12 protein-coding genes are annotated in these 11,925 nt (G+C 65.8%); 11 read left to right on the top strand and 1 reads right to left on the bottom strand.

Annotation, left to right across the window (positions count from 1 at the left end; genetic code table 11):
* Positions 1-15 precede the first annotated feature (15 nt).
* The 5 genes from ACPUER_RS00360 to ACPUER_RS00340 all read left to right on the top strand — a co-directional run bounded on the left by ACPUER_RS00360 (position 16) and on the right by ACPUER_RS00340 (position 5,501).
* Positions 16-1,554 (top strand): sugar ABC transporter ATP-binding protein, encoded by a 1,539-nt coding sequence (locus tag ACPUER_RS00360; protein WP_425130044.1) that lies wholly within the window; start codon positions 16-18, stop codon positions 1,552-1,554.
* A 19-nt stretch (positions 1,555-1,573) separates the two neighbouring features.
* Entirely contained in the window at positions 1,574-2,611 is a 1,038-nt protein-coding gene (locus ACPUER_RS00355; protein WP_425130043.1) for an ABC transporter permease, read from the top strand.
* Between the two features lie 70 nt (positions 2,612-2,681).
* Positions 2,682-3,623: an ABC transporter substrate-binding protein gene (locus ACPUER_RS00350; protein WP_204421785.1), complete on the top strand. Its 942-nt coding sequence runs from the start codon at positions 2,682-2,684 to the stop codon at positions 3,621-3,623.
* An 85-nt stretch (positions 3,624-3,708) separates the two neighbouring features.
* The gene (locus tag ACPUER_RS00345) at positions 3,709-4,581 is read left to right on the top strand and encodes an amidohydrolase family protein (protein ID WP_425130042.1); all 873 of its coding nucleotides are present in this window, start codon (positions 3,709-3,711) and stop codon (positions 4,579-4,581) included.
* A gap of 158 nt (positions 4,582-4,739) precedes the next feature.
* Positions 4,740-5,501 carry a FadR/GntR family transcriptional regulator gene (locus ACPUER_RS00340; protein WP_425130041.1) on the top strand — a complete coding sequence of 254 codons (762 nt, stop codon included), beginning with the start codon at positions 4,740-4,742 and terminating at the stop codon, positions 5,499-5,501.
* Between the two features lie 31 nt (positions 5,502-5,532).
* Here the strand turns inward: ACPUER_RS00340 and ACPUER_RS00335 are convergent, their stop codons facing one another.
* Positions 5,533-6,774, bottom strand: coding sequence for an NAD(P)/FAD-dependent oxidoreductase (locus ACPUER_RS00335; protein ID WP_425130040.1), 1,242 nt, complete (start codon positions 6,772-6,774; stop codon positions 5,533-5,535).
* 414 nt (positions 6,775-7,188) lie between these two features.
* Between ACPUER_RS00335 and ACPUER_RS00330 the strand changes: the two genes are divergently transcribed.
* From ACPUER_RS00330 to ACPUER_RS00305, 6 genes are all read left to right on the top strand, one after another.
* The gene (locus tag ACPUER_RS00330) at positions 7,189-8,361 is read left to right on the top strand and encodes an ImmA/IrrE family metallo-endopeptidase (protein ID WP_425130039.1); all 1,173 of its coding nucleotides are present in this window, start codon (positions 7,189-7,191) and stop codon (positions 8,359-8,361) included.
* Positions 8,358-8,579 carry a DUF4411 family protein gene (locus ACPUER_RS00325; protein ID WP_425130038.1) on the top strand — a complete coding sequence of 74 codons (222 nt, stop codon included), beginning with the start codon at positions 8,358-8,360 and terminating at the stop codon, positions 8,577-8,579. The genes ACPUER_RS00330 and ACPUER_RS00325 overlap by 4 nt, the downstream gene beginning before the upstream one ends.
* On the top strand, positions 8,563-8,856 hold the full coding sequence (locus tag ACPUER_RS00320; protein WP_425130037.1) for a DUF4411 family protein: 294 nt from the start codon (positions 8,563-8,565) through the stop codon (positions 8,854-8,856). The genes ACPUER_RS00325 and ACPUER_RS00320 overlap by 17 nt, the downstream gene beginning before the upstream one ends.
* A gap of 365 nt (positions 8,857-9,221) precedes the next feature.
* Positions 9,222-9,920, top strand: coding sequence for a YfiR family protein (locus tag ACPUER_RS00315; RefSeq protein WP_425130036.1), 699 nt, complete (start codon positions 9,222-9,224; stop codon positions 9,918-9,920).
* Complete coding sequence (locus ACPUER_RS00310; protein WP_425130035.1) at positions 9,917-11,185, top strand: diguanylate cyclase domain-containing protein; 1,269 nt, start codon at positions 9,917-9,919, stop codon at positions 11,183-11,185. Before ACPUER_RS00315 ends, ACPUER_RS00310 begins: the two co-directional genes overlap by 4 nt.
* Positions 11,186-11,270: 85 nt before the next feature.
* On the top strand, positions 11,271-11,783 hold the full coding sequence (locus tag ACPUER_RS00305) for an OmpA family protein (protein ID WP_175962269.1): 513 nt from the start codon (positions 11,271-11,273) through the stop codon (positions 11,781-11,783).
* The last annotated feature ends 142 nt before the right edge of the window (positions 11,784-11,925 follow it).

Here is an 11,925-nt window from a genome sequence, read left to right as displayed (position 1 = left end):
CGGAACCCCGACCCCATGCAACCCGACCCGAACCTGAACGCCGCGCCGCCGCTGATTGCGTTGAGCGGCATCGGCAAGCGCTTTCCGGGCGTACAGGCGCTCGACGACTGCCGTTTCGACCTGCATGCCGGCGAAGTGCATGCGCTGATGGGCGAGAACGGCGCCGGCAAGTCGACGCTGATGAAGATCCTCGCGGGCGTCTACCAGCGCGACGACGGCGAGATCCTGATGGAAGGCCGTGCGGTGGAGATCGCCGACCCGCGCGCCGCGCAGGCGCTCGGGATCGGCATCATCCATCAGGAACTGAACCTGATGAACCACCTGAGCGTCGCGCAGAACATCTTCATCGGCCGCGAGCCGCGCGGCCGCTTCGGCGTGTTCGTCGACGAAGACAAGTTGAATCGCGACGCGGCCGCGATCTTCGCGCGGATGCGGCTCGATCTCGACCCGCGCACGCCGGTCGGCCGGCTGACGGTCGCGAAGCAGCAGATGGTCGAGATCGCGAAGGCGCTGTCGTTCGACTCGCGCGTGCTGATCATGGACGAGCCGACCGCCGCGCTCAACAACGCGGAGATCGCCGAGCTGTTCCGCATCATCCGCGATTTGCGCGCGCACGGCGTCGGTATCGTCTACATCTCGCACAAGATGGACGAGCTGCGCCAGATCGCCGATCGCGTGACCGTGATGCGCGACGGCAAGTACGTCGCGACGGTGCCGATGGCGGAAACGTCGATGGACACGATCATCGCGATGATGGTCGGCCGCCAGCTCGATGCGGAGCACCGCACGCCGCCCGATACGTCCGCGAACGACGTCGCGCTCGAAGTGCGCGGGTTGTCGCGCGGCCGCGCGATCCGCGATGTCGGCTTCACGCTGCGGCGCGGCGAGATCCTCGGCTTCGCGGGGCTGATGGGCGCGGGCCGCACCGAGGTCGCGCGCGCGGTGTTCGGTGCGGACCCGGTCGACGCGGGCGAGATCCGCGTGCACGGCAAGGCCGTGACGATCCGCACGCCGGCCGACGCGGTCGCGCACGGAATCGGCTACCTGTCCGAGGATCGCAAGCACTTCGGGCTCGCGGTCGGGATGGACGTGCAGAACAACATCGCGCTGTCGAGCATGCGCCGTTTCGTGCGCCGCGGTGTGTTTCTCGATGCACGCAAGATGCGCGACACCGCGCAGGTGTACGTGCGGCAGCTCGCGATCCGCACGCCGTCGGTCGCGCAGCCCGCGCGGCTGCTGTCGGGCGGCAACCAGCAGAAGATCGTGATTGCGAAATGGCTGCTGCGCGACTGCGACATCCTGTTCTTCGACGAGCCGACGCGCGGCATCGACGTCGGTGCGAAAAGCGAGATCTACAAGCTGCTCGACGCGCTCGCCGCCGACGGCAAGGCGATCGTGATGATCTCGTCGGAACTGCCCGAGGTGCTGCGCATGAGCCACCGGATTCTCGTGATGTGCGAAGGCCGCGTCACCGGCGAATTGCGCGCGGCCGACGCCACGCAGGAAAAGATCATGCAGCTCGCGACGCAGCGCGAGTCGACCGTATTGTCCTGATTCAGACGCTTACCCGATCATGTCCAACGATACGCATCCCGTTCCGCCCCTCGCTTCCGGCGATTCGCCGGCCGGCGCATCCGGCTTCCGCGCCCGCTTCTTCAACCCGGCCGCGCGGCAGAAGCTGCTCGCGTTCGCGAGCCTCGTGCTGCTGATCGTGTTCTTCAGCATCGCGTCGCCGAACTTCCTCGAAGTCGACAACCTCGTCACGATTCTGCAGGCCACCGCCGTGAACGGCGTGCTGGCTGTGGCCTGTACCTACGTGATCATCACGTCGGGCATCGACCTGTCGGTCGGCACGCTGATGACGTTCTGCGCGGTGATGGCCGGCGTCGTGCTGACGAAGTGGGGGATGCCGCTGCCGCTCGGGATCCTGGCCGCGCTGTGCTTCGGCGCGTTGTCCGGCTGCGTGTCGGGTTACGTGATCGCGAAGATGAAGGTGCCGCCGTTCATCGCGACGCTCGGCATGATGATGCTGCTCAAGGGGCTGTCGCTCGTGATTTCGGGCACGCGGCCGATCTACTTCAACGACACGCCGGGCTTCACGTCGATCGCGCAGGATTCGCTGATCGGCAACCTGATTCCCGCGCTGCCGATTCCGAACGCGGTGCTGATCCTGTTTCTCGTCGCGGTCGGCGCATCGATCGTGCTGAACCGGACGATCTTCGGCCGCTACACGTTCGCGCTCGGCAGCAACGAGGAAGCGCTGCGGTTGTCCGGCGTGAACGTCGACGCGTGGAAGATCGCGGTCTACACGTTCAGCGGTGCGGTGTGCGGGATCGCCGGGCTCCTGATCGCGTCGCGGCTGAATTCCGCGCAGCCCGCGCTCGGGCAGGGTTACGAGCTCGATGCGATCGCGGCCGTCGTGATCGGCGGCACGTCGCTGTCGGGCGGCGCGGGCAGCATCGTCGGCACCATCATCGGCGCGTTCATCATGAGCGTGCTGACCAACGGCCTGCGCATCATGTCGGTTGCGCAGGAATGGCAGACGGTCGTGACGGGCGTGATCATCATCCTCGCCGTCTATGTCGACATCCTGCGCCGTCGGCGCCGCTGACGCGCAAGAGCATCCGCTTCACCGCCGGCCCGGCCGGCATCCCAGCAGATACCAACCAAGGAGACGCGAAGTGATCAGGAGCAAGGTGTTGAACGCGATCGTCGGGCTGACGTTCGCCGTTGGCGTCACGGCCGGCGCGCAGGCGCAGGAAACCTACATCCCGCTGATCTCGAAGGGCTTCCAGCATCAGTTCTGGCAGGCCGTGAAATCGGGCGCGATGCAGGCCGCGAAGGACTACAAGGTGAAGGTGACGTTCGAAGGCCCCGAAACCGAGGCGATGGTCGACAAGCAGATCGACATGCTGTCGGCCGCGATCGCGAAGAAGCCGGCCGCGCTCGGCTTCGCGGCGCTCGACAGCAAGGCCGCGCTGCCGTTGCTGAAGAAGGCGCAGGCCGAGAAGATTCCGGTGATCGCGTTCGACTCGGGCGTCGACAGCGACATCCCGGTGACGACCGCCGCGACCAACAACAAGGCCGCCGCGTCGTTGGCTGCCGACAAGCTCGCAGCGCTGATCGGCGACGAAGGCGAGGTGGCCGTGGTCGCGCACGACCAGACGAGCCGCACCGGCATCGACCGCCGCGACGGCTTTCTCGAACGCATGAAGTCAGCGCACCCGAAGGTGAAGGTCGTGACCGTGCAGTACGGCGAAGGCGACCAGCTGAAGTCGACCGAGGTGACGAAGTCGATCCTGCAAGGGTATCCGAAGCTCAAGGGGCTGTTCGGCACCAACGAAGGCTCGGCGATCGGCGTGGTCAACGGCGTGCGCGAAATGAAGCGCAAGGTCGTGATCGTCGGCTACGATTCCGGCAAGCAGCAGAAGGACGCGATTCGCAGCGGGCTGATGGCCGGCGCGATCACGCAGAACCCGGTCGGGATCGGCTACAAGACGGTTGAGGCGGCCGTGAAGGCGATCAAGGGCGAGAAACTGCCGAAGGTCATCGATACCGGTTTCTATTGGTACGACAAGACCAATATCGACGATCCGAAGGTCGCGGCGGCGCTGTACGACTGATTGCCGTGTCATGGCTTCGCCGCACGCGGCGGGTAGCGTGTGCGGCGGCGTGAGATGGCTTGCCGGAGCGGAACACGAGGACACCATGGGCGCAGTGCGTATCGATTCCCATCAGCACTTCTGGCGTTATCGCGCGGCCGACTATCCGTGGATCGGCGCCGGGATGGGCGTGCTGGCGCGCGACTACCTGCCCGACGCGCTGTGGCCGCTGATGCGTGCGCAGGCGATCGGCGCGTCGATCGCGGTGCAGGCGCGCGCGGGGCGCGACGAGACGGCGTTCCTGCTCGATCTCGCCCGTAACGATGCGCGCATCGCGGCGGTGGTCGGCTGGGAGGATCTCGGTGCGCCGCAGCTTGCCGACCGTATCGCCGAATCGCGCAGCCCGAAGCTGCGCGGCTTTCGTCATCAGGTGCAGGACGAAGCCGACGTGGGCGCGTTCGTCGCGGATGCCGGTTTCAACCGCGGCGTCGCGTGGCTGCAGACGAACGGCTATGTGTACGACGTGCTCGTGTTCGAACGCCAGTTGCCGGACGTGCGCGCGTTCTGCGCGCGGCACGATGCGCACTGGCTCGTGCTCGATCACGTCGGCAAGCCCGCGCTGGCCGAGTTCGAGCGCGACGAAACCGCACTGCCGCGCTGGCGCGCGGCGTTGCGCGAACTGGGTGCGATGCCGCATGTCGCGTGCAAGCTGTCGGGGCTCGTGACCGAGACCGACTGGCGGCGCGGCCTGCGCGCGCAGGACATCCGGCATATCGAGCAGTGCCTCGATGCGGCGCTCGACGCGTTCGGGCCGCAGCGGCTGATGTTCGGGTCGGACTGGCCCGTGTGCCTGCTTGCTGCTTCGTATGACGAAGTCGCGTCGATCGTCGAGCGCTGGGCCGAATCGCGGCTGTCGGCCGCCGAGCGCAACGCGCTGTGGGGCGGCACGGCCGCGCAATGTTACGGGGTGCCGGCGTGAGTGCGCGGCTTCGTCGGACGAAGGCCGGCGGGCACCATGGCGTTCGATGGTTGCAGCCGCATCGATGCGCAGGCCGGTGCACGGGCCCCGGCATATAAAATAGGCGCGAACGGTCTGCGCGATTCGTCGGACCGAAACCGATTACCAGCGTCAAACGTATGTCCATCCAGCCGATTCAGAACCGCCGCCTCTACCAGCAGATCGCCGACAAGCTCAGTGCGATGATCGAGTCCGGCGATTTTCCGCCCGGCAGCTATCTGCCGCCCGAGCGCGAACTGGCCGAACAGTTCGGCGTGTCGCGCACGTCGGTGCGCGAGGCGCTGATCGCGCTCGAAGTGAGCGGGCTCGTCAGCGTGCGCGTCGGCGACGGCGTGAAGGTGCGCCATCCCGAAACGGTTGCCGCGCCCGAGCCCGAGCCCGATGCGAAGGCCGCGCCGTTCACGGTCGTCGAGATCGATCCCGAACTCGGCATCGCGCTCGACCTCGACACCGAAATCCCGCCGTTCGCGCTGTTGCAGGCGCGCCGACTGATCGAGCCGGAAGCCGCGTCGCTCGCCGCGACGCACGGCTCGGACGAGCAGATCGAAGGGATCCACGAAGCGTTCCTGCGCAATCAGGAAGACAACCGCAGCGGCTCGCTCACGCATCCGGGCGACCGGCTGTTCCATATCCGCATCGCGGAGGCGAGCGACAACCCCGCATATGCGCTGATGATCAAGCAGTTGCTCGCGCACAAGTACGACCTGATGTTCCAGCGGCTGCAGTCGCTGTACATGCCGAACGACATGCCGCACCGGTCGGAACTGGAACACCGCGCGATCCTCGACGCGATCCGCGCGCGCGACCCGGAGGCCGCGCGCCGCGCGATGGCCGACCATCTCGACGAAGTGATCCGCATCTTCGGCCGCGCGCTCGACTGAGCGCGTGCGTTGATTTTCTACGCGTTCAGAATCAGAAGCGGTCGGCGCGATACGGCGCCGGATCGGTGAAGGGCGTCTCGCCCGTCATCATCTCGGCCAGCAGCCGGCCGGTGACGGGGCCGAGCGTGAGCCCGTGATGGTTGTGCCCGAACGCGAACCACAGCCCGCGATGCGCGGGCGCGGGGCCGATCACCGGGCGCATGTCGGGCGTGCACGGCCGGAAGCCGAGCCACGGCTGCGGGTCGAGCCGCTCGCCGAAGCCGAACACGGGCCGCGCGACGCGTTCCGCGCGTTCGAGCTGCACGCCGGTCGGCGGCACGCGGCGCCGCGCGATCTCGACGCCGGTCGTCAGCCGCAGCCCGCGCCGCATCGGCGCGATCACGTAGCCGTATTCGCGATCGACGATCGGCGCCGACGGCACGCCGCGCGTGGACGGCGCGTAGTGCATGTGATAACCGCGCTTCTCGCGCAGCGGGATCTTGTAGCCGAACTTGCCGAACACCGTGTCGGACCACGGGCCGAGCGCGACGACGACGGCCGGTGCGGCGGCCGTGCCGTCCTGCGTGCTGACCTGCCAGCCGGGCGACAGCGCGTGAAGGCTCGCGGCGTCGCCGGTCAGCAGTGTGCCGCCGCCTTGCACGAAGAGCTGCGCGTACGCTTTGACGAGCGCGGACGGATCGACGACGCTTTTCGGATCGAGCCAGTGCAGCGCGCCGCAGAAGCCGGGCGCGAGGCTCGGTTCGTGCGCGAGCAGCGCGGCGGCATCGAGCGGCGTGATGCCGAGCCCGTGGCGGCGCGCGGTGAGTCCGGCCTCGGCTACGCCGCGTTCGAACGCGGCCGGCGTGCGAAAGGCTTCGAGCCAGCCGCTCGCGCGCACGAGTTCCCCGGCGCCGGCCCGCGCGATCAGCGCGTCGTGTTCGACGAGGCAGCGCTCGATCAGCGGCAGCATGTCGCGCGAGGCTGCCGCATGACGAAGCGGCGCCGATTCCCACCAGAACCGCGCGAGCCACGGCGCGAACGCGGGCAGCGACGCGCTGTGCCAGTAGAGATCGGTCGAACGGTTCAGCGCATAGCGCATCAGCGTGAACGGGCTGCGCGGGAACGGATACGGTTCGATCGACGAGCGCTCGATCAACCCCGCGTTGCCGAAGCTCGTGCCTTCGCCGGGCGCGCCGCGATCGACGAGGGCGACCTTGCGGCCGCGATCCTGCAGGTGCAGCGCGGCGGAGACGCCGACGATGCCGGCGCCGAGAACGATGACGTCGAAATCCATGGGGTGGAGATGGCGATTGATGGAGGTTGTACGTTAATGAATGGGCGAGACCCATGCCCAAAGGTTACGCCGACGTGCGACTGTCCGTCAGGATACTCTCGATGCCGTTCGATCTGCAGAACCAGGTCATGGCTTACCGGATTGGTGCTTCACGATTCGCGACATTGTGGAACGCGCCAAGGCGCGGAGTTCCTGGCGGCATTCTCGTCTTTCTGGCGTATGTCGACGATGGACAGTCGTCTCGCAAACGCGTAACTCCATGATTTAGAATGGGTTCGCCTGACCGGTAGAGGACGGTGGCCCAAGCCGCGGCCGGCGCGGGCGTTTCGTACGCGTTGGACGCACCGGCGGTGAGCGGGAGCTGCATCTGTCATGCTGACGATATTGGCCTCTTGAATTGATAGAGAAACAGGGATGAAACGAGAACCCGTCGCAGGCGTGCAGCCGGAAGTGTTGAGTTGGGCGAGGGAAACGGTCGGGCTGTCGATCGATGAAGTCGCGACCATGCTTCGGATTCCGTCGAGCGAAGTGGCCGATTGGGAGGCGGGAACAGGCGCACCGACATACACCCAGCTCGAGAAGCTCGCGTATCAGATTTTCAAGCGGCCGCTCGCCGTTTTTTTCCTTCCCGCTCCGCCCGACGAGAAAGTACCGCAGCGCGAATTTCGGACACTTCCCGAAGCGGACATGCGGTCGCTCGCCCGCGATACCTATCTGCAGATCCGACAGGCGCAGGCATTCCAGCTATCGCTGCGGGAGGTGTTCGATGGGCGCAATCCCGCGCGTGACATGATCTGGCAATCACTGGCCCTGTCGTTGTCGGAGCCCGTGCCCTTACAAGCCGGGCGCGTTCGCGATGCGCTCGGCATCACGCTGGTCGAGCAGACATCCTGGCGCAACGACGAGCTCGCTCTCAAGCAATGGAGAAGGGCCGTAGAGGAAGCAGGCGTCTTTGTCTTCAAGTCGTCATTCAAGCAGCGCGAGATCTCGGGTTTCTGCTTGATGGACGATGCATTCCCGATCATCTATCTGAACAACGGCACGACGAAGACGCGCCAGATATTCAGTCTGCTACATGAACTCGCGCACTTGCTCTTGAACATGAACGGCTTGAGCAAGCTCGCTCCCGGCTACATCGATGCGCTTCCTCAAACCGAGAGGAAGATCGAGCGATTCTGCAACGCGATAGCGGCGGAGGTACTGATCCTGCACGCAGCTTTTGACACGTTCGTGGTACGGCTTCCCGTCGATGTCGAGTCTGCCTCCGACGAGGCGTTCGCCGAGTTGGCGAGCCATTTTGGCGTGAGCCGGGAGGCTGTGCTGCGGCGATTGCTGGATCAGGGCCGAGTTGGCCAGGCTTTCTATGAACATAAGGCCGGGATCTGGTCAGCCCAGCAGAGAGAGGCAACGGGCGGGAGCTACTATGCGAATCAAGGCGCCTATCTGAGCGACCGCTTTGCCCGGGAGGTCGTCGGCCGTCACTATCGGCATCAGATCACGCTGGAGCAGGCTGCCGATTTTCTTGGCATCAAGCCGAAAAGCTTTGCCGGATTTGAAGAGCATGTTCTTCACGGGGCCGGTGCGTGATCTATGTGTTCGACACCAGCTCCATTCGATCACTTCAGCATTTCTATCCGCGTGTGTTCAGAAGCATCTGGGACGGCATCGAAAAACTCGTTGGCCAACGGCGTCTGATTTCGACCAGAGAAGTCTTGAACGAGATCGAGCGACAGGCACGTCAGTGCAGATGTATTGGCGTGGGTGAAAGGCCATCGATCATTGTTCACGATGCCGAACGCGGATGAGCTGCGGTTTGTCGCCGCGATTTTGCGCGTCAAGCATTTTCAGGCGCTGATTGGCCAACAGCAGCGTCTTAAGGGAACACCGGTTGCCGATCCATTCGTCATCGCCTGCGCGAAGATCCGCCAGGGGACGGTCGTGACCGAGGAAGGATGGCAGCACGCGAATGAAGGGCTTGTCGTCAAACCTCATGCGGCGAAGATACCCAATGTCTGCGCGCATTTCGAGATTCCATGTATCGATCTCGAGGAATTCGTGCACCAGCAGGATTGGCGGTTCTGATCGATGCAACTCCCGAACAATGGTGGTATGTCGCGCGCGGCCGCCGGTTGGCGTTGCGGCGCGGATGCAAAGTCTCTGCTCCGCCGGGATGAGGGCGGGGCAGTGTGAGCTAGCCGCGCGCCCAATCTGCTGATCAATTCGCTGCCGTCCATGCCGAACCGACGATGGATGCCGTGCTTATCACCATCGTCGCGCGCAGCGCAAATTCTCCATACGTTCCGACGTTTCTAGCGGGTGTTTCCCACTGGTTGGTCGCGCGACTTTGTACCTAAGATGAAGAAATCATGCTCGTGATACGGCGCCTGCGCGCGCATGGTTGAAGGCAGAGGGTAACGCCGGGGGCAACGCCAGCGGATGTTTCCATCATGGATGCGAGAGTGTGCGCGGCGGCTGCCAGTCTTGCGACTGCAACGACGCCAACGGGCGCGGCGGCAATCGCCGCGCGGACGACGTCCGGCCGGCCCGGCCGGGCTGCTTCGCTGCGCCATGCGCTGATCGCAATCGTTTGCGTGTTGGGTGCGGCATCCGCCGTGCTCGTCGAGGATCCCGCCGATGCGGACGGTTCGCCTGACACAATGCGCATCGTCGCCACCGCGAGCCCCGTCGATCCTGCCGTTTCGTCACACGACTCCGCCGTGCGTCAGGTCGTGCTGGGCATCATCAGCTTCACGCGCTGGCCGACGACGCCCGTCCGCCTGCATCTGTGCGTCACCGGCCGGCCCGACTACGCGCGCGGCCTGACCGACACGCTGCAGGCCGGCTCGACGCTGCTCGACGTGCAGCGCGTCCGCTTCGACGATCCCTCACTAGGCATGGCCTGCGACGTCGTCTACCTCGGCACCCTGAGCGACGACGAGAGGACGCGGGTGAGAGCCGCGGTGGCCGGCCATCCGGTTCTGACGATCTCGGAACACGATCCGTCCTGCACCGCAGGCGGCATGTTCTGTCTCAATGTCGACGGCGAACGCGTGTCGTTCGACATCAATCTCGACGCCGTGGCGCGCAGTGGCGTGCGCGTGCACCCGAACGTGCTCAATCTCGCGCGCCGGCCGGGGGCGCCATGACACGGTTCGCGCCTCACTTTTCCCCTTCGCGCGTGCCGCGCCCGACGCTGCAAAGCGTGTTGCGCCGCGCGCACCTGCGCCTCGCGTTCGTTGCCGTCGCGATGGCCGCCGTGTCGTTGATCGTGGTCGCCGTGATCGCATTGCGCGCGTATGCCGGCAACAACCTGAACCTGCTGGCGCGATCGCTCGGTTATACGGTCGAGGCGGCGCTCGTGTTCGGCGACCGCGTCGCGGCGAACGAGGCGATCGGCTTGATCGCCAGCGATGAGGACGTGGCGCAGGTGGTGGTCACGGACAGCAATGGCCAGCCGTTCGCGACGTGGCAGTTGCCTGCCGGAAACGGGGTCGCCCGGCTCGAGCGCGGCGTCGCCGATCTTGCGCTGCCGGGGCCCGTGACGGTTCCGGTGATGCACGACGGCATCGTCGTCGGCCACGTCGTCGTGCGCGGCCGCGGGCACCAGTTCTTCGGCTTCCTGCTCGGCGGCGTGGGCGGCATTCTCGGTTGCCTGGCGGTCAGCGTGATCGGCGCGTACGTCAGCTCGAAGCGTCTGCTGCGCAACATCGTTTCGCCGCTGCGCGCGCTGGTCAGCGTGGCGCACGCCGTGCGGCGCGAGCGCGCGTTCGCGCAGCGGGTCGAGCCCGTCGCGATCGCGGAGCTGAACGAACTCGGCGACGACTTCAACGCGTTGCTCGACGAACTCGAAGACTGGCAGAACATGCTGCGCGACGAAAACGCGTTGCTCGAATACAAGGCGACGCACGATGCGCTCACGGGCCTGCCCAACCGCGTGCAGTTCGAGTCGCGCCTGGCGCTTGCACTCGGCGAAGCCAGGGTGACGGGCCAGCGGGTCGGCATCCTGTATCTGGACTGCGACCGCTTCAAGGAGATCAACGATTGCCTCGGCCACGACGCCGGCGACGCGGTGCTGGTCGGCATCGCGGCGCGGCTGCGCGCACAGGTGCGCGAGTCCGATCTGGTCGCCCGCCTGGGCGGCGACGAATTTGCGGTGATGCTGGCGGCAGCACGCGAAACGGGCAGCGTGTGTCGCATCGCCGACGAGATATTGTCCGGTATGGCGCCGTCGATCGAGTTGTCCGACGGCCGCATGGTGGCCACCATGATGAGTGTCGGCATTGCGCTGTATCCCGACCATGCGTCGGACGCGAGCGGCTTGCTGCGCGCGGCGGATGCGGCAATGTACCGGGCCAAGCGTGCTCGGCCAGGATCGTGGCAGTTGGCCGAAGGAGTCGCAGGACCGGTTTGATTGATCGCTTCGCGCTGCGGGCGAGGCCGCGGCAGCGGATGACAAAAAGTGCGCCCAATGCGGGCGCACTCGAAGGGGATGCGAAATGAACAACTCTTTTCCCGCGAGCGTGGGGCGGATGTGCGTCGCGAGCGCGCTGCTGCTGCTGTGTTTGCTGCTGGGGGGCTGCAAGACACCGCCGCTTCATCGTGGGCTGACGCAGACGCAAGTCACGACGCTCAAGTCGGCCGGTTTCCAGGAGACCGAACAGGGTTTCGAGTTCGGCTCGGCCGGGCCGATCCTGTTCGATTTCGATCGCTATAACCTCAAGCCGGATGTGCGGCGGATCGTCGAAAGGATCGGGCGCACGCTCAAGTCGGCAGAGATTAACGGGGTTCGGGTTTATGGGTACTCGGATGGGGAGGGGGCGGACGATTACGACTTCGAGTTGTCGAGGCGGCGAGCCGAGGTCGTGGCGATCGAGCTTGTCGATGTCGGGCTCGATGCGAAGCGCATTGCGATCGTCGGGAAAGGGAAGCGCGATCCGGTGGGGGATAACCGGACGCCGGCGGGGAGGGCGCAGAATCGGCGGGCGGCGATTGTGGTTTCGCCGCGGTGAGGGGGGCGTCGCACACTGGTACGCAACGATTGCGCGTGGGTCGTCTGCCGACACGCAAGCTGCTCAGCCATGCTGCTGAAAGCGCGGATATCGGAATTTCATGGTGTGGTCAGTTGTAACTGTTTGCCATCATTGACACGCA

It is taken from the genome of Burkholderia sp. DN3021, assembly GCF_049805555.1.
GTDB classification, from domain to species: Bacteria; Pseudomonadota; Gammaproteobacteria; order Burkholderiales; family Burkholderiaceae; genus Burkholderia; species Burkholderia pyrrocinia_C.
The sequence above is the reverse complement of the archived record's forward strand: the minus strand, read 5'-3'. Positions and strand labels throughout refer to the sequence as shown.

Excerpts from the sequence above, each read along its gene's own strand:
- ACPUER_RS00360 (WP_425130044.1), top strand. The coding sequence starts at position 16 with ATGCAACCCGACCCGAACCTGAACGCCGCGCCGCCGCTGATTGCGTTG.
- ACPUER_RS00355 (WP_425130043.1), top strand. The coding sequence starts at position 1,574 with ATGTCCAACGATACGCATCCCGTTCCGCCCCTCGCTTCCGGCGATTCG.
- ACPUER_RS00345 (WP_425130042.1), top strand. The coding sequence starts at position 3,709 with ATGGGCGCAGTGCGTATCGATTCCCATCAGCACTTCTGGCGTTATCGC.
- ACPUER_RS00340 (WP_425130041.1), top strand. The coding sequence starts at position 4,740 with ATGTCCATCCAGCCGATTCAGAACCGCCGCCTCTACCAGCAGATCGCC.
- ACPUER_RS00335 (WP_425130040.1), bottom strand. The coding sequence starts at position 6,774 with ATGGATTTCGACGTCATCGTTCTCGGCGCCGGCATCGTCGGCGTCTCC.
- ACPUER_RS00330 (WP_425130039.1), top strand. The coding sequence starts at position 7,189 with ATGAAACGAGAACCCGTCGCAGGCGTGCAGCCGGAAGTGTTGAGTTGG.
- ACPUER_RS00320 (WP_425130037.1), top strand. The coding sequence starts at position 8,563 with ATGCCGAACGCGGATGAGCTGCGGTTTGTCGCCGCGATTTTGCGCGTC.
- ACPUER_RS00315 (WP_425130036.1), top strand. The coding sequence starts at position 9,222 with ATGGATGCGAGAGTGTGCGCGGCGGCTGCCAGTCTTGCGACTGCAACG.
- ACPUER_RS00310 (WP_425130035.1), top strand. The coding sequence starts at position 9,917 with ATGACACGGTTCGCGCCTCACTTTTCCCCTTCGCGCGTGCCGCGCCCG.
- ACPUER_RS00305 (WP_175962269.1), top strand. The coding sequence starts at position 11,271 with ATGAACAACTCTTTTCCCGCGAGCGTGGGGCGGATGTGCGTCGCGAGC.